The sequence below is a fragment of the uncultured Algoriphagus sp. genome (assembly GCF_963974365.1).
Taxonomy (GTDB): domain Bacteria; phylum Bacteroidota; class Bacteroidia; order Cytophagales; family Cyclobacteriaceae; genus Algoriphagus.
Genome location: NZ_CAXBBX010000001.1, coordinates 359,795 through 384,327 on the forward strand (window position 1 = coordinate 359,795; position 24,533 = coordinate 384,327).

Below are 24,533 nucleotides of genomic sequence, written 5' to 3' on the forward strand. Positions count from 1 at the left end.
GCAAATGTTTACTAGAGAGGTATTGCTGAGTAAGAATTAGACATTCAACGGATAAGCTTCGAGATTACAAATCTCGAAGAGCTGGAAGAGCTGGTTGTTCGTGCTTTGCACGCAACGAAAACCTAGTTTTTAGCTGCATCACTTCAGTGCACGGTAGCCACAATACTTTTCTCTGGGTCGTCCAAGTCGAAATGTATTTCGAAAGTGTCGGTCGTTTTTCTTTCCAGTATCCTCGTTAATAAATTCTCATTCTTGGGAATAAGTTGAATAAAGTCTGTTTTTTCAAAACTTTGTCCATTGACAGTATAAGTGTATCGGATCTTATAACTGTCGGTATAAATCTCGGTCCCTTTCCACTTTGTTTGTTTATTCCTTACAATTGGTTCAATTGAAATAATTTCTCCTGTAGTGTGTCCTTTGAAAGTTTCTAAGTCCGTCTGTCGGAATCGATCTCGGATGTCAGAAAAGTAGTAAAGTCCGTAAAGGCAAATTGAAATAAAAATCACTGTCCCGAAGAATGATTTTAAGTCCCAGTAGTCCAGTCGTTCTTTAATCCACTTTTTCATGTCCGTGTATTGCATCTAACGCCTGTTGTAGCACGTTTTTATTCGCAGTTTTTGTAAAATGTTTGAGGGTCAATTTCTGGTACTTTCGGCATTTTATCCAGCAAGTCTTTTTCCAATTTTGCTTTTAGTTGCTCAAATGTAAATCCATAAACTTCCTTAAATTTTCCAAATCCGCCTTTCCAAACTCGCTCAAATTGTTCAATACTATAATTTTTCAAAAGATACTCGACAATGTAACCTGATTGGTGGTAAGCGAAAATTTCAGGTTGCTTGTAAAAATCCTCTGTAAGTAAGTCAATTGAAATCAGTTGGTCTGTTTCGAGAAAATATCTGTAAATCTGTGCAACATTCCAACCGCTACAGTTGTTTTCTGCAAATGTGCCAAGTCCTTCGTTCATCCAATTTGAAGATGGTGGTGGTTGATTCCATTCCAGCATTGAAATCAGATGCATAAGTTCGTGTTTGATTGGTGGTCGCGTGTTGTCATTTGCAACAACGTAAAGGGTATTAATATGCGGATAAGCACTTCCACTTGGCGTGTGTCCAGTTAGTGGTATCATTGCTTTTCTGCTTGGTAAAACCCTTATGAAAATCGTATCGTTGAATTCTTCAAACTCTATTAGTTCGCTATTATATTTCATCGCCTCGAAACATTCGCTTACGAGTTTTTCTTTGTTGTCGTGTGCAAATCCATTTTCTGGAAACGTGAATATGACGTTATCGATTTGTTTTTCGATTTGGCTTACTTTTTTCCATTCGTCATTTTCATTCGGTTGTTCATTTACTATTGATTCGTTGCAACCATTTATAATCAGCAAAAGGCTTAAAAAGGGCGAAAATTTCAAAACATTTCCCATAGTTTTTTGGTTTGAACTAAATGTGTTACAACACCCCTATTCACTCCCTCTTATTGTGTCTATTTCCTAATTCCCCCAACCCTCAGGAGATCTCTAATACTAACTTACTAATTACGCTTTAATGAAGGTGTGCTAAACTCAATTTTTATCTTTTACAAAAGGGACGATCTCGGAGCCAATAAGCTCGATTGCTTTCATCAATTTTTGATGGTCTTTAACGGCATCCATTTGGAAGGTTAATCTTACCAGTCCGCCTAAGGATTCACTGTGTCTCAAGATTTTATCCACGATCTCTTTTGGTTCTCCTACTAGTAAAGCGCCGGTTTCGGTATTCTGAGCATCAAATCCAGCTTTTGTTACCGGACCAAATCCTCTTTCCCTTCCTATTTTATCAAACATTTCCTTATAGCTAGGATAGAAGTCTGCGATGGCTTCCTGTCTGGTTTTGCCAACAAATCCTATAGAATGCAATCCTACTTTTAGGTCACTTTCGGCAAATCCTGATCTTTCTCCTGCTCTTCGGTATAAGTCTACCAAAGGCGCAAAACGATGAGTCTCTCCACCAATTACCGCCACCATCAAAGGCAAGCCTAGTTTGCCGGCTCTTTCAAAAGAGGAGGGCGTACCACCCACCCCAATCCAGATAGGCAACTTTTCCTGTTTAGGACGAGGATAGATCGCTTGGTTCCGAAGTGCCGGTCTAAATTTCCCAGACCAGGTGATAACCTCATTATCTCTGATTTTTAAAAGCAGATTCAGTTTCTCTTCGAATAGCTCATTATAGTCCTGAAGATTTAAACCAAATAGGGGGAATGCATCGGTAAAAGAACCTCTCCCGGCTACTATTTCTGCACGTCCTTCGGAAATTAGGTCTAGCGTAGCATAGTTTTGAAATACACGAACGGGATCGGAAGCACTCAGAACCGTGACAGCACTTCCAAGTCGGATGTTTTTGGTTCTGGCAGCAGCTGCGGCCAAAATCATAGAGGGAGCGGAGTCCAAAAAGTCCTTGCGATGATGCTCTCCAATGCCGAAATAACTCAAACCCGCTTGGTCTGCCAATTCTATTCTCTCCAACAGCTCCCTTAGTGATTTAGAACCATCCAACTGATTGTCGGGAGAAGCTGCGAAACTATCAATTCCTATTTCCATATAGCTGTATTATCTTGTTAAACTCAGTTGATTTCTCTAACTGATGTTTGGGCCGAAAAGGTTCTTTTTAGGACTTGATCAAGCTATGGATATAGAACTTTTACCTAAAGAAATATTCTAGATTAAGGTTTCGATCTTCATTCTGGCGTGTTCATTATCAGGATTGAGTTCCAGAGATTTTGTATAGTTTTCGATTGCTTTTTCATTTTCCCCTATAGATTCATAACCCTCACCTAAGCTATCAAAGGCATTAAATGAATTGGGATAGTTTTCTGTATTCAGAATAAAAAAATCCAATGCCTTAGCTTTATCAGCTTCATTTTTACTTTGCATCATCTGGTAGGCAAGTTGGTTTACCAGATACTCAGGAGGGCTAAAATCATAGGATAGTCGATTGGAAATAGTTTGGAAATGTTCATTCAATTGTTCTATGCTTTCTACTTCCCGGTAAGTAATGCCATACCCTTCAAAAATTGCCGAAATGCCATTGTGAAATGCGATAGGAGGTACTGAGCCATGGTTTTCATTCTCGAAATATTCAAGTTTTGCCCGAAACTCGCCTTCACTTTTGCTATGCATGGCTTCGTAAAACCGTACATGGCGATCCCGATTGGTGAAGTTTCTTTTGCCCCAATTCGCTGTGGCTAGGTAGATATATCTATCAAAAGACTTTTTGGAAACTGCTTCTAGTTTTTTGTCCATGGTTTCAGCATCCCAAGTCCCAAAACTTGGGTCAACTGCTATGAATGAGTTAAAAAGCGTGTTCTCTTTCATATAGGCATGGGTGGCAAGTAATCCGCCCAAGGAGTGGCCAAAAAGAATTCTATAGGGTTCTGTTCTAAAGTTTTGATCAATGACAGGTATTAATTCCTCTTCGAGAAAGCTTAAAAAACGCTCGCCACCACCGGAATTATTTTCTCTGACGGTAATGATTTTGTCTGGAGTAAAGTCTCGTCTTCTATCCACATTTTGAATGGCGACTACAATCATTTCGGGGATTTTCCTGTTGCCGCTGGCTCCAGAACTCATGTAATTGACCATCCCTGTGATGTGTCTGAAATGTGCACTTCCATCCAAAATAAAAAGCACTGGATATTTTTTATATGCAGTCCCATCTTCGCTGTATGAATCTGGAAGACTTACCCAGTATTCCCGGTCTTCATTTAAAATGTTGGAGTGAATATGATGTGTTGAGCCGATAGCAATTTGTTCGACATCTTGTGATTTTACTTGGGAAAACCCGAAAAAAAGAAATAGTACTACGATGATTTTTTTACTCATTCTGCATTTGATTTGTAATAGGCAATACCCCTCAACCTTCGCATCCCAAAGTAATAATTTCATCTAAGAGGCATGATATTGTTTGAGTTTTTTAACTCTAGTGTATTACTATGAGATTGCAAATTCCTCAATACACAATCGGATTTCTGTTCGAGATCTTGTTCTGGATTAGTAGAAATGAAAGTAAGATCCCCTTATTTCCTCCTCAAATTGTATCTCACATGTGTAGTCAAGTCAGAAGGCATTACCTCTGCAATTTGAAAATCGTATTTGTCCTTGTCCATTCCATCAAACAATCGGACGCCAGTTCCTAAAAAAACAGGGGCGATATGAATGAAAAATTCGTCAATAAGCCCTGCGTTGAGGTATTGCTGTATAGTATTAGCTCCACCCTGAATTCTGATGTCTTTTCCTTTGGCCGATTCTCTTGCTTTTTCTAAGGCGCTTTGTAATCCGTCGTTGATGAAATAGAAGGTGGTTGATCCTTTTTGAATCCAAGGATCCCTCTTTTCATGTGTCATAACAAATACATCTGCCTTGAATAAATCTTCAGGCCAAAGCGCTTCCCCTTCTTCAAACATTCGTTTTCCCATGATGTAGGCACCGGTTCTTGCAATGGTCTCTCTAATGTATTTGCCATCAGGTCCATCTTCCTTGCCTCCATCTATCCCCAAGTGCTCCCAAAATGCTTTTTGCACAAACATCCATTGATGGATTAGTCCTGAAACTCCACCCATTGGATTGCTTGGACTTCTGTTATCTCCTGCGAAATAGCCATCTAAGGAGATTGCACAATCAAAAATAATTTTGCTCATTTTATTCTAAGATTGAATATTTAATATGTGAAGTCAGACTATGCGTAAGCCTATGACCCCTAATTTATAACAGGAAATAAACAGCTACTGAATTGTATTCTAAATTAAGAATTATGTCTAGGTAGTGTTTGGTTGATAAGATTTTAATTCTCAGGGGTATTGAGTGATTTTTTATTCTAGGATAGAGCTTTAGTTATGCATTTAGCAAATTATCTTAACTCGAAGAATAAAGGATTAAAAATTAACACTCCCAATAAGATTAGGCTTATTGAGAGCATACTATTGGTACTGATTTAGGTGATTACAACTTAGACTTTTCCTTTGTGTCTTGGGTCAAAATCCACCATCCATTCAATCCCGTATTTGTCACGGAACATCCCAAAATAAGAGCCCCAAGGACTTTCATCTAGAGGGACTTCGATAGTGCCTCCGACAGTAAGTTCATTAAAAATGCGTTCAGCTTCTTCCTTGCTTTCTGCGGCAATGGATATTTTAGACCTGTGTTCATTTTCATTTACCTTACCCATTCTTTCAGGGACGTCGTTGCCCATCAGGATATTTGGACCGATGGGCAAGGCAATGTGCATGATCTTTTCTTTTTCATACTCTGCTATTGGATTTCCAGGGATATCCATGTCTTTGAAGCGTGTGATATTTGCGAATTCTCCGCCAAAGACAGATTTGTAAAAATTGAATGCTTCCTCTGCATTCCCGTTAAAGTTGATGTATGGATTAATCAGTGCCATAGTTATTTTGAATTTGTAGTGTCTTTGATTTTTATCTATTCAAATCTACTGATTAGGTACAAAATAGGTGAGGTCTAAAAACGTCAAAGACTGGGAGGTATGCGTCAGTAAAATTGGGTAACACCTGTAAATTCGCTAACCTTTTTATTCTGGTTTTGGACCTTTTGAAACAATTGTTCTCGCCAAGCTAGGAAACCAACCTTGCAGCCATACCAAAATCCTTCCGTGGGCTGTGAAAATATAATTTCGCTTCCGCTTAATAATAGCCTTTACCATAACTTTCGCGGCTTTATCTGTAGGCCACATTAAATTTGAAGGACGCGGGTCGTTTCGTTCAGGATGCCAAACTCCATCATTATCAATTCTCGCAATTTCCGATTCCACAAAGCCTGGATGAATGGTTGTACAACTCACACCGGTACCCATTAATTCTACCTGCAGGGTCAGACCAATGGAATGAACTGCTGCTTTTGATGCGCCATAAGCCCCGACATTCGGATTAGGAAGATAGGCTCCAACACTACCTACCAATCCAATGCGACCTTGGTTTTGCTTCAAATGTGGCAGCGCATATTTTACAGTCAGGGCTAAACCTGTGACATTTCCGTTCAATTGCCTATTCCAATCTTTTGCAGTCAACTTATCTATGCTTCCGAAAACACCAAACCCAGCATTGGCAACAGCAACATCTAATCGTCCCCAGGTGTCAATAATGCTTTGAACGGCATTTTCTATGGATTTCTCTTCCAAAATATCAACAGGAACAACCAATGTTTCGCCACCGGAATTCTTAATCTCAAGAGCAATCTCTTCTAAAAGTTCTTTGCGTCTTGCTGATAGCACCACTTTGTATCCTAAGCTTGCCCATTCAAAAGCCATAGCTTTGCCAATCCCGGACGAAGCACCTGTTATCCAGACTACCTTTTCTTTTGCGTTTGCCATTTTAAGTCATGTTAAAAAAACAATTAGATATTCGAGCTCAAGCACAACGACCAGTATAAACGCAATTCGCAACTTTCTTTTTTGCAGTTGCTTACATCAGGTATTTGAGGTTTCTCTTAGACTAAAATAAGGATTTCATTCAGATAAATTAGTCTGAATTGAGGTAGGATTAGAAATCAGAAATAAGGCATAGGCTTCCATGGTATTTATGAGTTTACGCAGAGGAAGTATTCAAAAAATAGAAGGCTTTAAACTCTCAATTTGTAGAGTTTAAAGGCATTAATCCCAAAGCCCATTTGCCACAGTCAAAATAATTGGAGCCTCATCAGTGATTAAAATAGTCTGTTCGTGTTGCGTGACAAATCCGCCTCTATTCCCTACGAGTGTCCAGCCGTCATTCTGCTCTACGGCATAGGTAGAATTGGTGGAGATGAAAGTTTCAATTGCGACAGTAGTGTTTTTCTTAAACCGCTCCCTGTTGCTTTTGACTCTATAGTTCAAAATATCGGAAGGCTCCTCATGTAAACTTCTCCCTACGCCGTGACCAGCTAAGTTCTTAATCACTTTGAAGCCTGATTTTCTTGCTTCAGTTTCTATCAAATGCCCGATGTCGGCGATTTTTACTCCACCCTTTATGGCATTTATTGCTTTGTGAAGAATGTTTTTAGAAGCATCCACTAGAGGCTGATGATTATAAATGTCTTCCCCAAGGACAAACGAACCTCCATTGTCAGACCAAAAACCATTGAGTTCGGCAGAGACGTCAATATTAATCAGGTCACCTTCTTTTAATATGATTTTTTCCGAAGGAATGCCGTGGGCAGCAACTTGATTTACGCTGATACAGGTGTATCCGGGGAATTTATAGGTTTCATATGGCGCAGATTTGGCACCGTAGCTTTTCAAGATTCCCCCTCCGTATTCGTCAAGTTCCTTAGTGGACATGCCAACTTTGGCGAATTCTGTCATAAGTCTGAGCGTGGTTCCCACTACTTCAGAGATTTTTTTCATTCCGATAAGTTCGGATTCTTTAGTGATTGACATGTAGATCTTATTTTAGTTCATATAACAGGTTTTCCAAAGAATGGTGCCTCAATTGGCTAATTAATTTTGTTCCACTTTCTTTTTCCAATCTGGATATTCTTTCAAAAGTTTTTCCGGTGCATTGGTGTACCAGCTGTAGCCATTGCGACGTTCGTAACCGATTTCAGCAAGGGAGTTTTTCTTGATTCCATCTCGGTCGCAGAAGAAAGGTTTTCCAGTTTCCAGATCATAGAATCGAGCCCACAGCGCTTCTGCATTCGGATCAGAAACTACAATTCTATTCTTTTTGCCTTCTGTATTAATTTCCGTCTCTAGCTTGATGTCCTCTATTTTGTGGTTTTCAAACCAGTTAATTGCTCCATCTACTGCGTTGATTACTTCCTGTGAAGGATTTTCGAGTTCCATTAGCAGTTGTACGATCCGGACGGATTCAGAACCGCTAAAGGAGGGAAGTTCGTAGGAGCGGGCCTTTGCTGGAGCTAGCGTTTTTTCATCATGTTGAGCACACCAGACAGTAGGGGATCCTTTCACGAGGATTTGAGTTTTGAGAATGCAATCAATCCCAGAATTAAATGATTTCTGAGCTTGAGCTATCAAGTTCTGATCTAGTTTCAACGCAGAATAGGCTTGGTTTCCTGAGTAAATCTCTCTGAGAAACTTCAGCGTATTTACCATTGCATCATCGTTGTAGGTGATTCGCATAGAATAATCTCCTTTTCCACCTCGAATGGGAAAAAACTGAGGCCAACCGCCATTGTCATATTGGGAAACGAAGATGTAATTCAAGCCCTTTTCAAAAGCCTCTTTGTAGCGAGAATCTGGATTATGTCCATAAACTTTCGCTAAAAACCTTAATTCGGTAATCGTTGCTCCATTGTCGAAAGTTGCTCCGACGGCTGCTTTATTGGATTTGATTTCAGCTTTTTCTGAGTCGGATAAGGGTTGGTGATATTCTTTGTTTTTCTCCCAGCCTCCAATTTCCTTCTGATTTAACAATACATTCTCGCCAACAGCTTTTGCTTCCTCTGTACCGTACCAAGCTTCAGGCATTTTGGTAGCCACATCTTTCCATCGCATACTGAGATATTTTGTGCTTTGCGCATGAGAGATGCTAAACACAAGTGCAAAAATGAAGGTGAACAAGAGGTTAGTTTTCATGGGATTAAATTGTCGATAATCTATTGATTATTTCACCTCAACGATGATTCTTCTATAGCTGGTCAGATTAGGTGAACTATTATCAGTCACTTCGCAGATGATATGAATGGTCTTGCCGGAGGAATCGCTAGGCAGAGTTAATTTGATGCTGTCCGATTCGCTGTTTGGTATGTTGACTTCGCCTGAATAAGTGCCTGCTTCAGGGACAATCCACCAGTTGAAGCTCAGTTCATCGTCTTCAAGATCGTAAGACTTCGAAGCATCAAGAAGGATGTTTTCTCGCTTTTTTGCCTTCACGCGAAGTAGCTCTATTCCTTCGTTTTTATTGATTACTACAATAGGGTTGCGATTACCTTTTCCTTCATTTGCCCAATCCATTCTGGCAGCGAAATTATTGTAGGTGGCAGGGTAGAAGTAGGCTGAATATTCTCTTGACTTATCATAGACAGGCGCTTCGAAGTTCGTGAATGATTCTGTTTCCTGATCTTCACTTATCCCTTTTTCGAAATATCCTCCCCAACCCACTTGGGAAGGAACCATCGGGTCATTTAGACCATTTGGCATCAGGTGAAAAAAAGCAGGCGTATCGCCTTCTACACCGTATTTATATTTGGGATAGACTTTGCCTAGATTGCCATGAGTCTGGATATCGGCAGCATATTTTTCCCAATTACTTTTCCCAGTTCCATTCTGATATTTCCAGGCCGATTCATCCCAGATAAAGAGTAAATCATCGGAAAACTCCCTTCTCATCCATTGGTGTGAGCTGATAGCAAAATCAGTTTTTTGATCTCTATCCTGATCGGTGATTGTATAGGTTGGGATTTTGTGAAGAAATGTCTTCAAATCTGCTTCAGATCTTGTTTGTTGAACTTGCCAAATTGCCTGTGCTAAGGTATTTCCGCCTCCCCAAACGGTAATCCAAAGCGGTCGCTTGTCCGCTTCATCTGCCAGTTTGATAATTAATTCACTTCCTGCGGAATTATTGTCCGCTCCAATAAATTGCTGTCCTCGGTTTTTGCTACCAAATACAGTGATGCTTCGCAAATAATCCGGGCTTGGCCAGTAACCTATGCTTTGATTGGATTCATCGGACAAAAATCCTTGCTGATTGGATCGCTTCATTAAGTTTGGAAGGTCCTTCTCATAAGCGTCTATTGCATCATGAATCAAGTCCATGAAATCATCCCGGGTTTTATCCAGACTCCAACCTGTGGTGAAAATCAAGCCTTCGATTTCATACAAATCTGCATGTACAAGGAGCCTGACCAATGATTCACTATCATCGGTTTCCCAAGTGGAAACGTCTGTTAAGACTACGATTCGAGGTTTTGGAGTAGCTTTCTTTTGATTTTGCTGCGCAAAAAGGGTAGTGGATGCGACGAAAAGTAAAATTGTGAGCCAAGTTTTCATAGAGGGTTTCTAGGTCAAATAAGGGTTTACTTCAATTAAACGTAAATCTATTCTCGTATTAGCGGAAAAACTACTTGCATTTTTAGATAAACCTATCAAAATCCCAGAAGTAAATAGTTTTTGATGAAAGTCATAACTAGTTTAAATCTTAAAGCTTGTCTTGCGAAATTTGGTCTCCTTAGCGAAAGTTGATTAACTGTGGATTCAATGCTATCAGTCGCTTTAATGCAGCTTTCCTAAAAATAAATGGCTGTACGCCTAGAGAGTATAGGAAGAGGTATCAGTAGATCGGAAGGGTTATTTCCGAGCTGCTCTTGATGTTTGAATAGGTAACCTGAAGTTTGATTAGGAGTCAGGAGAATTAATGCCAGCGATATTCAGTTTTCGCTAAAGGATCAATTTCTTTAAACATATCAAAGTCTTTGTTCTTGTTGCTTTCCCACCAGTCAGAGTAGGATTCAGCTACAGCTGCATGAACCGCATCACTTTGTTCTATCCATTCAAAATCAACTTTATTTTCTACCACTGGATTTTGCGATGGGAAGGTGCGAAACAGGTATTTGGAGTTTATCGCACGTGCTCGAATAGATTCTATAGTCCATAGAACAAACATTCCTAATCGGCATTCCGAAGTCAAAGAGGATGAAAGTGTATTAACAGGAAAGTCTTTAATTGACTGATTTTCATTGCTATAAGCTAATAGTGCAGGTATGTCATGAGAAGAAAACTCTGGCAACTGGTCAGCATCATATTCCCCTTTTTTTAATAACTCCACGTACCTTTCCACAGTGATAGTTGAGGGGTCAGAATCATCCTGGCATCCTAATAAACAGATTAGGAAAAAGTAGGCGATAATTCTCACTTGTCTTTTAGTGTTAATATTCATATCTGTTAAATGTATAGTGTCCAATATTTTGCCTAAGCAATTCTATTACAAAATACCAATTCTGTTACTAATAGCTCAAAAAAAGCCGACAATTTAGTTTGTCGGCTTTAAAATTTGGTTTACCCAGCCCCTTTAGTGTGAGCTTTGATATCTAGGGCTTTAAGCCGTATTTAAAATTTATCAATACAAATTTGCGGGAAAGTAAAGTATAGCACTGCGCCCTCTGCGTTGTCCTTTGTGGTCTCCGCGGTAAAACTATTTTAAGTAAACACTCGCTATTTAAAACTACTTCCAGAAATCTGCATTATCAATCCCCGCATCCTTCGCAATGAATACAGGATCTTTGCCTTCTTTCTTCTGACGCTGATAATCTTTCAATGCTTTGAAAGCTGGCTTACGAAGTAGGATAATTGCTATGATATTCAACCATGCCATCAGTCCTACGCCGATATCTCCCATAGTCCAGGCCATCTCAGCAGTTTTGATCGTTCCGTAGAAAGTAGCACCCAAAATAGCAAGTCTCAATACCCATATACCCCATTTGTTGTGTGTCTTTCTGATTAGATAACTCAAGTTGGTCTCTGCGATATAGTAATAGGCCATGATGGTAGTAAAGGCAAAAAACAACAACGATACTGCTACAAATCCAGCACCAAGTGAAGGGAATTGGGATGCTACGGCAAACTGGGTGTACTCAGGGCCAAATGCTACTCCAGGAAGGTTCTCTACGATAAAACCTCCGTCTGGATTGACTACATTGAATTGGCCAGTAAAGAGAATCATCAAGGCTGTCGCCGTACAAACGAAAAGTGTATCTACATAAACTGAAAAAGACTGTACCAAGCCTTGTTTTACCGGGTGACTTACTTCTGCTGCAGCTGCTGCATGAGGAGCAGTTCCTTGCCCGGCTTCATTGGAATAAATCCCTCGTTTCACACCCCAAGCGATGGCCATACCAAATACACCACTAAATGCAGCTTCTATGTTGAATGCAGACTTGAAGATCAATGCGAATACTGCAGGAACTTCTGTGATATTGATTGAAATGATGACTACAGCCATCAGAATATAGGCTCCCGCCATAAATGGAATAACCACTTCAGCTACTTTACTGATTCTTTTTACTCCTCCCAAAATGATCAAAGCCATCAATGCAGTGATTATAATTCCTGTCCACATCACAGGAATATCAAATGCATTGTTCATACTTAGGGCTATACTATTACTTTGTACGCCTGGCATAAAGACAGCTGTAGCCAAAATAGTAGCGAAAGCAAAGAGCATTGCATACCATCTTTTACCTATTCCTTTTTCTATATAATAGGCAGGTCCACCACGGTATTCGCCATTATTGACTTCTTTATAGATTTGACCAAGAGTAGATTCTACGAAAGCCGAAGAAGCTCCCAGAAATGCAATCACCCACATCCAAAAGATAGCGCCAGGTCCTCCCATGGCTATTGCGGTTGCTACACCGGCGATATTTCCTGTTCCTACTCTTCCTGATATGGCTATTGCAAATGCCTGAAAGGATGAAACCCCTTCTTTTGATGACTCTCCTTTAAATAAGAGCTGAACCATTTCTTTCAGGTAAGTGACCTGAAGAAATTTGGTGGCAAAGGAGAAATAAACTCCGGCTGCCAAGCAAAGAAAAATCAGCGCATTACTCCAAACAACTGCATTAATAGCTTCTACTATCTCTTTCATATATGATTTTAAAACTTAGAATTCCTGTAATTAAGTATGATTCGGGTTTATTTAGAACTCGAATAAAGGAAAAAATCAGCGATTATAGCAGAAGAATCATTTTAAATGGGCTTAATTCCTGATCGATTGCCTTTGAAAATTAGGCAATATTGGATAAAGCTTACTTTTTGTTCAGATTATTAAATTCCTGATTTTGGGATTATATCTACAGTTGCTTCTAATAATGTGAATTTTCAGGAAATATATTCAATTAACTCAAATCTATTTCCCCAGGGGTCTCTGAAGAAGCAACGATCACGGCCCTTTATAACCGATGAGTAGCTGATTTCAACATTGTTTTGGATCAGAAAGTCTTTGGCTGCTTTGAGATTCTTTACGACAAAGGCTGCATGTCGTGCTGAATTTCTTTGATGCCCTTCTTCTTCTCGAATATGTAGTTCAATATTTCCCAATTTGATCCAAATAGCACCATGAGGATGATCTCCTGGTATTTCATTCAGGCGCAAAGTTTCTGCGTAAAATCTTCGTGCATCCTCAATAGTACCTGTTGGAATGGTGATAAGGAAATGGTCAAGGTGTTTAATTTCAAGCATTAGAATTCATTTAAAAACACAAAATCACCCTTACGTTTGTAAAGGTGATTTAAGTATTGTTTGTTGATACTACTTATTGAACTGTCAGAGGAACAGCTACAAACTCTGGTAGCTTGGCTTCAAAAAGCGCTGTAAATTCTTCGCTGGTAAGAATTTTACCTTGTTTTTTGGCCGAATTCGCAATTTCATAACCCCATTCTGCAGCAGCCATTCTTTGTAGAGGTGTACCATGGTGACCATTGCTTGCAAATCCACAATCTCCAATATTAAAGAAGACTTCTAAGAATTTCTGAACTCTTTTCCATTGCATAGTCGCTCCACGGGAATGAGAAAGATAATAAGCCGAATAAGCATCTGCCATTAACTCTGTTCGTCGAGTGCCTTCTGGAGTACGGACTGCAGGAAATAATCCAAGCTGGAATTGAATGTGATGCCCAAATTCATGAGCAAGAATAGCCTGTGGAGCCACATCTTCAAAACCTAAAGCACTGTAAGCTTCCAATATTCCATCCCCCATGATTATTTTAGAAGGAATTACACCTACAGGTGGAAAAAAGAAACTACTCTGTGCAAAGGCATTAAAAGTGAAGAGAGGATGATCTCCATTTCTATATTCCGGAAAAGCCTCTAAAAGAAGCTGTACTAAGTCAGCATAATCTTCAGCATCTGCTTGGGGAATATTATATACCGCAGATGTATATAACCTGATTATTTTATCTCGGTCTAATAACATGTCCCCGTGCATCGCTGCTAGAACAATATTAGTTGATTCAATATTCCAGAAGCGTTTTAGATCTTTGAAAGCTTTGGTTAAACTTTGTGTGTACTCACCATTTTTGCCAAACTGCTGGTTATCAGAGCTGTTTTCGAAGATTAAAGCATCATATGTAGGAAGATTTAACATGTCTACGAAATCAGCATAGAAAAATGAATTAGAAGTCCAGTCTGAAAGTTCGCTATCAATCCAATAGTCTATTTCAGTATTGGAGCATTCTGAAGCTTCCACTGCATTAATTGCTCTTCGCACCAACTCTTTATACTCAGATTCTGTACGCAATTCTAATTCGATTTGCCTTCCTGTTTCTGATTTGAAGTTAAAGTCTGGTACTAATTTATCTCCAAGATCCTGTTGATTTGGTAATTGACTAGAAAGCAACTCTGATTCATTGGGAGTAATAGAATCATCAGGTTGAACCTCACAGGCTGTGAGAAGCAAGAATGGAATAGCAAAAAGTGCTAATAACTGTTGGTTGATTTTTTTAGTGTTTGTCATACTTTTTAAATAATGTGGTAACAATGTGAAAAATGAGACTGCAATAAAAAATGCTGAGAATTAAGATTTGAACATATTAAACGCAACTCATTTTTCAAGATAAAAAATAAAATAAAACGTCCCAATAAATGTATTTGATTAATACGCTTTCACTTTTTTAGTAGTAAGAAAAATTACGATTGATGTTGTTTTTTATAAGCAAAAGGAGTCATTCCAGTTACCTTATTGAAGTGCCTATAAAAGTTGGAAAGTGTGTTGAATCCACACTCATAGCAAATCATCTGTGTGGACTGCTTGTTTTCTTTCAAGGCTCTACAGGCATTTGAAATCCTTATTTCAATTACAAATTCAAAAAATGTTTTATTAGTCATGGTTTTGAAATAGCGACAAAAAGCAGATGGACTGAGGTTCGCTAGATCGGCGATATCCGCAAGATTGATCTCGCTCCCATAGTTTGCCAAGACATAGGAGTAAATTTTTTCCAGTCTGTGCATTTCTGACAAATTGGACAAATGGCTATATGCATATCCTGGTGAAATAGTGTCATAGTCTTCAGTTTCTGATAGAGTTTTAATTATCTCAAGAAGGAGGATTAGCCGTTTTATACTGACTGCTTGTTCCAATTCTTGAAGCAGTTCGGCGATTTTTGATTTAGTATCTCCATTGATTACCAAGCCTTGTTTTGCTTTTTCAAATAAAGCGGGGATACTATGCGCCTCTGGGAGATTTAAGAATTCCGGACCAAAACATGTTGGGTGGAATTGAAGGACATAGGTTGCCGTTTGCAAGGTGGAGTCTTTATCAAAATACTCTTCCTTACAACGCCATGCGTGAGGGAGATTTTGACCTAAGAAAACCATTTGGCCATCAGAAAAATTGCTCACATTGTCTCCTATGTATTGAGTGCCTTCGCCTTTAATGATGTAGTGTAGTTCCAGCTCAGGATGATAATGCCATAAGTCCCCCGTAAGTGGTTTGGGATCGAAGCGAATAATGAAGGATTTTGCTGGTTCGATTGGTACTTTATGGAAATGGGCTTTCATAGTGGGCTATAAAAAGAGCGTGATTTTTCACTTGCCAATTTGACTGGTTAAATTGAAATGTGAAGGATTTCAAATCTACTCAATAATATGATTTTGATATACATCCTAGGGATACATCCTATAGTTATGTTAATATAATGGAATATATGAGTAAGAATGAATAGAGAACGTATGGGATTTCAAGTGATCTTTATCAACGTAAAACCCAAAATAAATTAAAGCATGAGTCCACTTTTGCAAATGAATAGCTTGGTGAGATTTTTCGTCATTTTTTGTCTGACAATTACCTCTTTTCTCAAGGTAAGTTGCGCTCAGCAAGTTGCCCATGACTTTGAAATTGTTAAATACAACAACCCCGGCACTACATCATACCTTGGAGTTGGACTTTGGGCTTGGCCTCTTCCAATGGACTACGATGGAGATGGTGATATGGACATGCTTGTTTCTTGTCCAGATAAGCCATTTAATGGTCTTTATTTTTTTGAAAATACTTCTGGAGATGTTTTTCCTGATTTTGCTGCGCCAGTACGATTAGGCGATGCGATCAAGAACGTTCAAATCTCCCATATTTCTGAAGGTGTAAAAATCAATGTGCCAGGAGCTGAATTGCTTGATTTTAGGACAAAATTGGCTAGTGAAGAACGCACATTATTTGATGCTGAGGTTCTAAAGGAGGGATTTGAAAAAGTGAGATTCAATCAGTGGAAAATGGTGGATTATGAGGGCGATGGAGACCTGGATGTAGTCGTTGGAATAGATGATTGGGCAGATTATGGCTGGGACAATGCCTTCAATGATCAAGGAGAATGGACAAATGGCCCACTTCATGGCTTTGTTTTTTTACTTGAAAATAAGGATGGAACCTATGTGAATCAGGGCAGGATAGAAGCTGGAGGAAAGATACTTGACGTTTATGGAGCTCCCTCTCCAAATTTTGCTGATTTCGATGGAGATGGTGATCTGGATTTGATTTGTGGAGAGTTTCTGGATCGAATGACTTACTTCGAAAATATTGGCAGCAGACAAGAGCCAACTTATAAAGAAGGAGTGTTTCTTAGTAATCAAACCGGACTCATCAAAATGGACTTAGAGATGATCATTCCTGTAGCAGTTGATTGGGATCAAGATGGCCGCATAGACTTGGTGGTGGGAGATGAGGATGGGAGAGTCGCCTTAGTAAGCAACACTGGAATCTTAATAAACAACGTACCTCAGTTTGAATCGCCCAAGTATTTCCGTCAGCAATCGGACAACTTGAAGTTTGGTGCTTTAGCAACACCTGTCAGCGTGGATTGGGACAATGACGGAGACGAGGATATCATTACAGGAAATTCCGCAGGTTATTTTGCTTTTATAGAGAATTTGAGTGGCGGAGAAAACCCGGTCTGGAAAGAACCAAAATTACTGGAAGTGGAAGGAGAACCCATCCGGATTCAAGCGGGTGAAAATGGATCGATTCAAGGTCCTGCTGAAGCAAAATGGGGCTACACCACCTTATCTGTCGCCGACTGGGATGGCAACGGAACTAAGGATATTATTTTTAACTCTATCTGGGGAAAGGTGGAATGGATTAAAAATACAGGCACAAAATTACTAGCTCCAGAACCTATCTCCGTTATTCGGGGCGATGAACTTGCGACTTCTCCTGCTTGGAACTGGTGGAAATCTGCTCAAGATGAATTGGTCACAGAGTGGCGAACTACCCCTTTTGCTATAGATTGGGATAAAGATGGCCTGACGGATTTAGTGATGTTAGATTATGAAGGATATCTCTCCTTTTTCAAAGGAGTTAGCGAAAATGGTCGACCCGCTATTCTTCCTGGAAAGCGAATTTTTTACGGAGATAAAGCTTCAGTTTATACCAACCGTGATAAAGCAGAAAATGATGTAGCTGGACCGCTTCGTCTGAATAATGCCGAGGCTGGAGGAAGTGGAAGGAGAAAGATAAGTTTGGTGGATTGGGATAATGACGGTGATTTAGATCTTCTTGTCAACAGCGTAAACGTCACTTTATTTGAAAACATCAGCCAAAATCCAGACAAAGTGATTTTCAGTTGGAAAGGGCCTCTTTCAGAAAAAATATTGGCTGGGCATACTACCAGTCCCACGTTTGTGGATTGGAATAAAGACGGTGAATGGGAAATACTAGTCGGTGCTGAGGATGGTCATTTCTATCATTTCAGTAGATGAGAATTTTTTGCAAGAGACACTTTTCAAACCCTTCTGCCTTTGGCAGAATTCTACTAATACCACTACTTTTCACTTTGGTAAAATGCAAAGACAAAAATGAAACAATGAATCAAACTACTTCCGAAGCGCAGGAAATTCAAATAACCACAGGCCCATCTGGTCATATGCTAAATCAGCGGCAGGCTTTCTCTCCCGATGATCGTTTGTTGGCATTTGATGGTAGAAACGATGACACAAAAATCGGAGAAAACGCTTCGATAGGAGTAGTGAATATTGCTACTCAGGAAATTCAGACTATTTACCAGCTTGATAACCAAACTGTGTTTGGACCGGGAACTGGAGCGGTAAGCTTTCATCCTTCTCGAAACGAAGTTGTATTTATTCATGGGTTGAAGAATGCTTCGGAAGAGGTTCCTTATGGCTTTAACAGAAGATTTGCCATGCAAGTTGATTTGGAAAATGACAATCAATCAGAGCCCATGGAAGCTCGGGATGTGCAATTTCCCTTTAGCATAGGGGCTTTGCGTGGAGGTTCACATGCTTATTTATACAGTGCAGATGGTCAATTGGTTAGCTTTACGTATAATGACGAAATTCTAGAACAAACTTCCATAGAAAACCCAACTGTTTCAGACCTCAGAACTGTGGGCGCTTTTCTGGTAGGGGAGAAAGTGGAAGTTGCTGATGAGAAGAGTGATCAGAATTTTGATGGGACTAGTTTTGCAATTTTACTTGCCGAAGTGACTAGCAATCCAGCCCCAGGTTCGGATCAAGTCAGCAAAGCTTACGAAGAATGTTGGGTAGGAAATGAGGGGTATTTCAAGTCTGAAGGCACTAGACAAAAGCGCGCTTTGGCATTTTTAGGAGATGTGGTTTCCGGTTCTGGCGATAAAGTAACAGAGGTTTTTATCGCGGATATTCCTGATGATAATTCAATTCTCATGAGTTCAGTGAATGCGGGGAGTTTGACAAAGCTGCCTTCTATTCCTGAAGGGTTCAGTCAACGTAGATTAACCTTTACTACTGGAAATGTAAATCCAGGAGTCCAGGGACCTCGACAATGGTTGAGAAGTTCACCAGATGGCAATGCCATCTATTTCTATCAAAAGGACGATTCAGGTATTGCTCAGATTTATGCAGTCTCTCCTAATAGAGGTTCGATCAAGGCAATCACTGCAAATGACTTTTCTCCAGATACTTCGTTCGCGCTAAGTGCCGATGGAAAATACCTAGCGTATGGAGCAAATGAGGCCATTTATGTCACCACCGTCGAAACTGGAGAGACCGTTCTGGCTTTGCCTGCGCCTGAAAAAGCATTCACTCATCTCAGCAATATCAACTGGTCAAACAAAGGCCATACTATCGCTTACAATAGGAAGGTGACTCTCAATGGAGAAGCCTTTTACCAGATTTTTATCTTAGACCTCAACACCTTTTTATAAAAAAACTATGTCACGTTTAACTATAATAAATTCCCCACTGAGAGGGATTGTCCCGCCGATGATTACACCACTGAATTCAGATGGGTCGCTTGATGCGGTAAGTGTTCAGAAATTGATTGAGCACCTGATAGACGGGGGAGTTCACGGTATTTTCATCCATGGGACTACGGGAGAATTTTCCGGTTTGAGCTATTCTATTCGAAGAGAATTGATCAGTCTAACCTGTGAGCAGGTAGCTGGAAGAGTGCCTGTTTTGGTAGGGATAACGGATGTTTCGATTGAGGAAAGTATCGCTTTGGCAGACTATGCCAAAGAAGCTGGAGCAGATGCTGTGGTGGCTGCACCGCCTTTTTACATTACTATTGATCAATCAGAAATGTATTCTTATTTCAAGCAATTGGCGGACGGAATCTCTATTCCAATGTTTCTTTACAATATGCCCTCTCATACCAAACTCATCATCGAGATGGATACGGTAGTCAAACTTTCCTCACATGAGCGGATTATTGGCTTGAAGGACAGCTCTGCACATGGTGTGTATTTTCAGTCGCTATGCCATGCCTTTAGAGATCAGCCTGATTTTGTGCTGATGGTAGGACCGGAAGAAATGATGGCCGAAACGGTATTGATGGGAAGTCATGGTGGAGTTTGTGGAGGAGCAAATCTATTTCCAGAAGTGTATGTCGCGCTTTATAAAGCTGCTGTGAAAAGGGATTTTGATAAAATAAAAGAATACCAAGCTGTGGTGATGGAAATCAGTACTAAGATTTATCAAGTGGGAGGCTATAAGTCAAGCTATATGAAAGGACTGAAAACTGCGATGTCATTTAAAGGACTTTGCCAAGCACAATTTGCCTCACCATTGTATCCATTCTCAGAAGAAGAAGTAGAAGAACTCCGAAAAAGATTAATTGAGATTTCTAATCAGCTAGAACTCAAGAAAGTTTGACTGGTTTGAATCCTATAATTAGCGTTACTTAATTTTCTCTTCCCAAAAAGCCCCAGAACATATGGATTTACCTTTAATAGATTTACTAGTTTTTCTTGTTTACATGGCTGCTATTGTTGGGTTTGGAATCTCCTTTTCATTTCGTAAACGGACGGCTTTGGAATACACAACTGGCGGTGGCCGGCTTCCAAGTTGGGCGATTGGAATGTCAATATTCGCCACGTTTGTGAGCAGTATAAGTTTCTTGGCACTTCCCGGGAATGCTTTTTTATCCAATTGGAATGGCTTTGTATTTAGCCTTTCTATTCCTTTCGCAGCTTGGATAGCGGTCAAGTATTTTGTCCCCCTTTATAGAAATCTCCAAAGCGAATCCGCTTATTATTACCTAGAAACGCGTTTTGGTTCCTGGGCTAGAGTTTATGCTTCCATTTGTTACTTATTGACTCAGCTGGCAAGAATGGGAGCAATCATGTACTTGCTGGCTTTGCCGATGAATGCTTTATTCGGATGGAGCATCCCTATTATTATCATCTGTACAGGAATTAGCGTGATGGTTTATGCCATGCTAGGTGGGATCGAAGCAGTGATCTGGACAGATGCTATTCAAGGGATAGTCTTGATTGGAGGCGCTTTGCTGTGTCTTGTAGTGATCTTGTTTTCTATGCCAAATGGACCTGGAGAAGTGATTACTATCGCTGCCGAAGCAAATAAATTCAGTTTGGGAAGCTTCAAATTCAATTTCGTAGAATCAACGTTTTGGATGATTTTGATCTATGGGCTCTTTATTAACCTGCAGAATTTTGGGATAGATCAAAGTTACATTCAGCGCTATATCAGCGCCAAATCAGAGAAGGAAGCAGTGAAATCCACTTGGTTGGGAAGCTTACTTTATGTGCCAGTTTCCTTGTTGTTTTTCTTTATTGGAACTGCTCTTTTTTCCTATTACCAAGCTTTTCCAGAGCTTCTGCCAGCGGAGTTGAAGCTGGCTGAGAATGCCGATAAGGTATTTCCATATTTCATTGTATCGGGGCTTCCGACGGGGGTGACAGGCATATTGATTGCTTCGATTTTTGCAGCAGGTATGAGCACTGTTTCTACGAGTATCAATAGCTCAGCGACGGTCTTTCTTTCAGATCATTATCGCAAATACATTTACAAAAACGCCACTGAGAAGCAATCCATGCGCGTGCTTTTAGTCAGCTCATTCGTGATGGGTGGTCTCAGTATCGTGGTTGCTTTAGCGTTTAATGGAGTGACAAGTGCCTTAGAAGCTTGGTGGGCGCTTTCGTCGATTTTTAGTGGTGGGATTTTAGGCTTGTTTTTACTGGGTTTTGTAGTAAAAAAGGCCTCTAGCAAAGCAGCAGCAATCGGCGTGTTGTGCGGTGTTTTGGTTATTGGATGGATGAGTCTTTCAGGGATTTTATTCAAAGGAACTAGTTTGGAAGGCTTTGAAAATACCCTTCATACTAATCTGACAATTGTAATGGGGACACTAACTATTTTTATTCTTGGATTTCTGCTTACTGGTTTTTTTGCAAAACAAGAAGATAGTTTATGATGGGTTTGCCTATTGAAAGCACATGCAATTTCTCCACAAATTGAGTAAAATTAGTCACTGATTTTTGCAGTGAGATTTATGTGAAGCCATTTCCTGACGTAGAAGGTAGCTTTTTGATTTGGTAACTTTTTTGAATAAGTAATTAGTAGGAGCAGTCCTTTCTATGGTCAGCTCTGAAAATTCTTAATCCCAAAATTTTGCTCCAATGAAAATCAATTCAATTCCAAAACAAGATGGTTATTATCTAGAGCCTGTAGCTAATGAGATCATTTGGTTCACTGCAAGAAATAGAAGAGAAGTAAATCTCGAAATAGAGAAGCTGAAGTCTTACGGGTTTGAGACTTTAAGAATAGGGATAGACTGTGCAGAATTTAACACAAAAAAGGGGAGTAAATGGTACGATTGGCTAATCCCTACTTTAGCACAAAGTTTTGAACTTGAGCTTTGTTTTGACAACTTTTCAAAAACCGACGGAATGTCTATCTGCCCGAAACAGGCCTTGCCCGAAATAGTTGAGCATTTTATCCTGAAGCATGGCAAGTACTTCTCAGTGGTTGAATTATGGAGAAACCCTTCCGATCGTAAAAAACAAGATTCTGTAGAGAATATATTTTCCGACGATGTGGTTTTTACAACTACCTGGGCAAAATACTTAGGCAAAAAGGTAAAACTGGGAAAGATTAGACCGATAGATTTTGAATGGATTACTAAACTGATTTCCTCCCAGTTTCTTAAGAATATTGAGTGCTTAGAGATCGATAAGGAAGAAGGGAATTTGTGGGAAACAAATACCAAATTTTATGAAAGAACTTTGAGAAGTCTCTTTCATGCAAAAGGTGTGAGTGCCGAGATTTTTCCTAATGAAAACTCAACTACTTTAAATCAATTGTCAAAGGGAATTGCCTGATTAGAAGTAGCTTTATCAGTTCTTCAATGTGTTGAATTTCAAAGAAGAACTGAATGTTTTTAACTTGAAAAAAAAGGATGTTATGAAATATGAAATAAACACAGTTGCAACAGGACTTAGAAGAATTACTCATTTTTCTGAAGGTTTAACCTCATTTATTGCAGGTTCCTATGTTCTGTCACTTGCACTGACAAATCGAAATGTGGCGCTTAGGGTAGCTCTAGGAATAACTGGAGGTTACCTGATATTGAGAAGTGGCAGCAAGTTCAACGCTGGGAGCTTTGATGATGAGGTGGTGGTTGAAAAGCGATTGGCAAAACCTAAGATTTGATTTATTAAGCAGGTTTTTTGATTCAAAACCAATTGTCTACAGAAAAAATTGGATTAAGAGAGTTCTGTAAAAATGCAAAGTAATGTAACTACGGACAATCTCACTTTTTTATCCTAATAGACTTTTTGAATTGTAGTAGATCATTTGTGTCTAATTTTATAATCGACAAAAAAGGCTAGATTGAGTTAATTCAGTCTAGCCTTTTTTACTATTTGCAGGTTTAGTTTCTTTTTACTTCTCCCACCAAACTTTACTATTGATGTTATCTCCCCCCATTCTGCTGGCGGCATCTTGGTAGTTGGAGTTATTGACTGCCTGCTCTGATTCTGGATACAAATACCTTACAGGGTACTTGTCATCATTTAGATTGTCTGGACCTGGAGTCAAAGCCGGGATCCCCGTTCTTCTGATGTTGAACCAAGCTTCATGACCATTATTGATCAGTGAAAGCCATTTTTGAGTGAGAATCTTAGTCAGGTCATCCGATCCGTCCAAAACAATAGTTGGTCTGCTGAAATAGTCTGCCGGGAGGGAAGTCTTAAAATACTCAAAACTGGCACTGATTCCTTTTTTGTAATAAGCGGAAGCTTCTCCAGAAATATATCCTCGGCTGGCCGCTTCTGCCAAAGCAAACTGGAGCTCCGCATATTGCATAAACTGACCGTCAACACCATTTGGTACATCTCGGAATATTGACCCGAACAGAGAAATATCATTCAGATTGATGCCTTGCTCATTGATAGTTTCCCTGTTCAATCCATTTTGTAAGCCTTTGAATTGCGGGTTTCCAGCAGTGACGCTTTGTTGAGTTGGTTTGTAGAGTGTCATTTGGCGCGGATCATTCCAAGCCTTCAACACGGAGTCCACCGTATACGTCATTCTATGCTCTTGATATAAGCCTAAGGCCGCCTGCGACATGGGCCACTGATTAGGAGCTGAAGCCAAATAAGTCACTACTGCATTGTCCAAATTACTTAGCATCAAGTCATTTTCGGATACCAGAGCCTGCAGTTCTGAGAAGTCAGTGATTCTTTTTGAGATTCTGAGGATGTATCGTACCCGCAAGGAATTCGCAAACCTTCGCCATTTCTCCAAGTTGTTGCCAAACATCATGTCGCCTTGGATACTGGAACTGGTGTTTTTAAGCGTAGCAGATGATTTTCTAAGCAAAGCCAAAATTCCAATTTCAGGATCTAGATAAATCTTTTCCTGAGTATCATAGGCGGGATTATATACTCCAGCTTTGGCTCCTAAAGCTTCAGAATAGGGCACATCTCCCCACATATCTGTCAGCTGCGAAAAAAGATAGGCTTTCATAATATCCGCAACTGCATTGTAGGCTTCGTTGCTAGCAGCATTGGTTTGGATAGATTCTATATCATTCAAGAGTCTGTAGGTTCCATTCCAATATTGTGCGTTGCTACCCATTTCGTAGCGATCAATTCGCTCAAATTCCACACTTGCTGCAAACTGGGTGAGGTAATTTGATAGCCTAAATCCCTGCGTGTAGGTGTTTTCATTCGCAGCCACTGAGATCACATTGGACAAAAGAAACTGCGGTCCAATGGATTCTGGGGAATTAGGATTTGTATTGATTTCCTCAAAACCTTCAGTACATCCAAAAGTAAAAAGTAGCGTTAGGACAGCCGCAGCGGTATATAATTTAGTTAGCTTCCTCAT

General features: G+C 39.8%; 22 protein-coding genes. 6 read left to right on the forward strand and 16 right to left on the reverse strand.

Translation table 11 applies throughout. From position 1 onward, the window contains the following. Positions 1-143: 143 nt before the first annotated feature. The 15 genes from AACZ87_RS01520 to AACZ87_RS01590 all read right to left on the reverse strand — a co-directional run bounded on the left by AACZ87_RS01520 (position 144) and on the right by AACZ87_RS01590 (position 15,476). Positions 144-566, reverse strand: a complete 423-nt coding sequence (locus AACZ87_RS01520) for a hypothetical protein (RefSeq protein WP_339864165.1) — start codon at positions 564-566, stop codon at positions 144-146. A gap of 38 nt (positions 567-604) precedes the next feature. Continuing rightward, positions 605-1,423 (reverse strand): hypothetical protein, encoded by an 819-nt coding sequence (locus AACZ87_RS01525; RefSeq protein WP_339864166.1) that lies wholly within the window; start codon positions 1,421-1,423, stop codon positions 605-607. A gap of 138 nt (positions 1,424-1,561) precedes the next feature. Beyond that, positions 1,562-2,575 carry an LLM class flavin-dependent oxidoreductase gene (locus AACZ87_RS01530; RefSeq protein ID WP_339864168.1) on the reverse strand — a complete coding sequence of 338 codons (1,014 nt, stop codon included), beginning with the start codon at positions 2,573-2,575 and terminating at the stop codon, positions 1,562-1,564. Between the two features lie 117 nt (positions 2,576-2,692). Further along, complete coding sequence (locus AACZ87_RS01535; protein ID WP_339864170.1) at positions 2,693-3,856, reverse strand: alpha/beta hydrolase-fold protein; 1,164 nt, start codon at positions 3,854-3,856, stop codon at positions 2,693-2,695. A 194-nt stretch (positions 3,857-4,050) separates the two neighbouring features. Further along, positions 4,051-4,671 carry a dihydrofolate reductase family protein gene (locus AACZ87_RS01540; protein ID WP_339864172.1) on the reverse strand — a complete coding sequence of 207 codons (621 nt, stop codon included), beginning with the start codon at positions 4,669-4,671 and terminating at the stop codon, positions 4,051-4,053. Positions 4,672-4,979: 308 nt separating this feature from the next. Then, the gene (locus tag AACZ87_RS01545) at positions 4,980-5,417 is read right to left on the reverse strand and encodes a VOC family protein (protein ID WP_339864174.1); all 438 of its coding nucleotides are present in this window, start codon (positions 5,415-5,417) and stop codon (positions 4,980-4,982) included. 144 nt (positions 5,418-5,561) lie between these two features. Next, on the reverse strand, positions 5,562-6,359 hold the full coding sequence (locus AACZ87_RS01550) for an SDR family NAD(P)-dependent oxidoreductase (RefSeq protein ID WP_339864176.1): 798 nt from the start codon (positions 6,357-6,359) through the stop codon (positions 5,562-5,564). A 279-nt stretch (positions 6,360-6,638) separates the two neighbouring features. Continuing rightward, positions 6,639-7,403 (reverse strand): type I methionyl aminopeptidase, encoded by a 765-nt coding sequence (map, locus tag AACZ87_RS01555; RefSeq protein ID WP_339864177.1) that lies wholly within the window; start codon positions 7,401-7,403, stop codon positions 6,639-6,641. 60 nt (positions 7,404-7,463) lie between these two features. Next, positions 7,464-8,561 carry a pectate lyase gene (gene pelA / locus AACZ87_RS01560; protein WP_339864179.1) on the reverse strand — a complete coding sequence of 366 codons (1,098 nt, stop codon included), beginning with the start codon at positions 8,559-8,561 and terminating at the stop codon, positions 7,464-7,466. A gap of 27 nt (positions 8,562-8,588) precedes the next feature. Further along, complete coding sequence (locus tag AACZ87_RS01565) at positions 8,589-9,974, reverse strand: DUF1593 domain-containing protein (protein WP_339864181.1); 1,386 nt, start codon at positions 9,972-9,974, stop codon at positions 8,589-8,591. A gap of 361 nt (positions 9,975-10,335) precedes the next feature. After that, a complete protein-coding gene (locus tag AACZ87_RS01570) occupies positions 10,336-10,860 on the reverse strand; it encodes a DUF4943 family protein (protein WP_339864183.1) in 525 nt (174 codons plus the stop codon). Positions 10,861-11,145: 285 nt separating this feature from the next. Continuing rightward, positions 11,146-12,567, reverse strand: a complete 1,422-nt coding sequence (locus AACZ87_RS01575) for an alanine/glycine:cation symporter family protein (protein WP_339864185.1) — start codon at positions 12,565-12,567, stop codon at positions 11,146-11,148. Between the two features lie 233 nt (positions 12,568-12,800). After that, complete coding sequence (locus AACZ87_RS01580) at positions 12,801-13,160, reverse strand: VOC family protein (protein ID WP_339864187.1); 360 nt, start codon at positions 13,158-13,160, stop codon at positions 12,801-12,803. 73 nt (positions 13,161-13,233) lie between these two features. Then, complete coding sequence (locus AACZ87_RS01585) at positions 13,234-14,433, reverse strand: hypothetical protein (protein WP_339864188.1); 1,200 nt, start codon at positions 14,431-14,433, stop codon at positions 13,234-13,236. 173 nt (positions 14,434-14,606) lie between these two features. Beyond that, positions 14,607-15,476, reverse strand: a complete 870-nt coding sequence (locus tag AACZ87_RS01590; RefSeq protein ID WP_339864190.1) for an AraC family transcriptional regulator — start codon at positions 15,474-15,476, stop codon at positions 14,607-14,609. A gap of 222 nt (positions 15,477-15,698) precedes the next feature. Between AACZ87_RS01590 and AACZ87_RS01595 the strand changes: the two genes are divergently transcribed. From AACZ87_RS01595 to AACZ87_RS01620, 6 genes are all read left to right on the forward strand, one after another. After that, positions 15,699-17,666, forward strand: coding sequence for a VCBS repeat-containing protein (locus AACZ87_RS01595; protein WP_339864192.1), 1,968 nt, complete (start codon positions 15,699-15,701; stop codon positions 17,664-17,666). A 104-nt stretch (positions 17,667-17,770) separates the two neighbouring features. Next, positions 17,771-19,108, forward strand: a complete 1,338-nt coding sequence (locus AACZ87_RS01600) for a DUF3748 domain-containing protein (RefSeq protein ID WP_339864194.1) — start codon at positions 17,771-17,773, stop codon at positions 19,106-19,108. A gap of 7 nt (positions 19,109-19,115) precedes the next feature. Then, positions 19,116-20,057 carry a dihydrodipicolinate synthase family protein gene (locus tag AACZ87_RS01605; RefSeq protein WP_339864196.1) on the forward strand — a complete coding sequence of 314 codons (942 nt, stop codon included), beginning with the start codon at positions 19,116-19,118 and terminating at the stop codon, positions 20,055-20,057. A gap of 61 nt (positions 20,058-20,118) precedes the next feature. Continuing rightward, positions 20,119-21,615 carry a sodium:solute symporter gene (locus tag AACZ87_RS01610; RefSeq protein ID WP_339864198.1) on the forward strand — a complete coding sequence of 499 codons (1,497 nt, stop codon included), beginning with the start codon at positions 20,119-20,121 and terminating at the stop codon, positions 21,613-21,615. A gap of 205 nt (positions 21,616-21,820) precedes the next feature. Then, positions 21,821-22,522 (forward strand): hypothetical protein, encoded by a 702-nt coding sequence (locus AACZ87_RS01615; protein ID WP_339864200.1) that lies wholly within the window; start codon positions 21,821-21,823, stop codon positions 22,520-22,522. Between the two features lie 31 nt (positions 22,523-22,553). Next, a complete protein-coding gene (locus tag AACZ87_RS01620; protein WP_339864202.1) occupies positions 22,554-22,853 on the forward strand; it encodes a hypothetical protein in 300 nt (99 codons plus the stop codon). Between the two features lie 231 nt (positions 22,854-23,084). Here AACZ87_RS01620 and AACZ87_RS01625 read toward each other — a convergent pair whose 3' ends face one another. Further along, positions 23,085-24,533 carry a SusD/RagB family nutrient-binding outer membrane lipoprotein gene (locus AACZ87_RS01625; protein WP_339864204.1) on the reverse strand — a complete coding sequence of 483 codons (1,449 nt, stop codon included), beginning with the start codon at positions 24,531-24,533 and terminating at the stop codon, positions 23,085-23,087.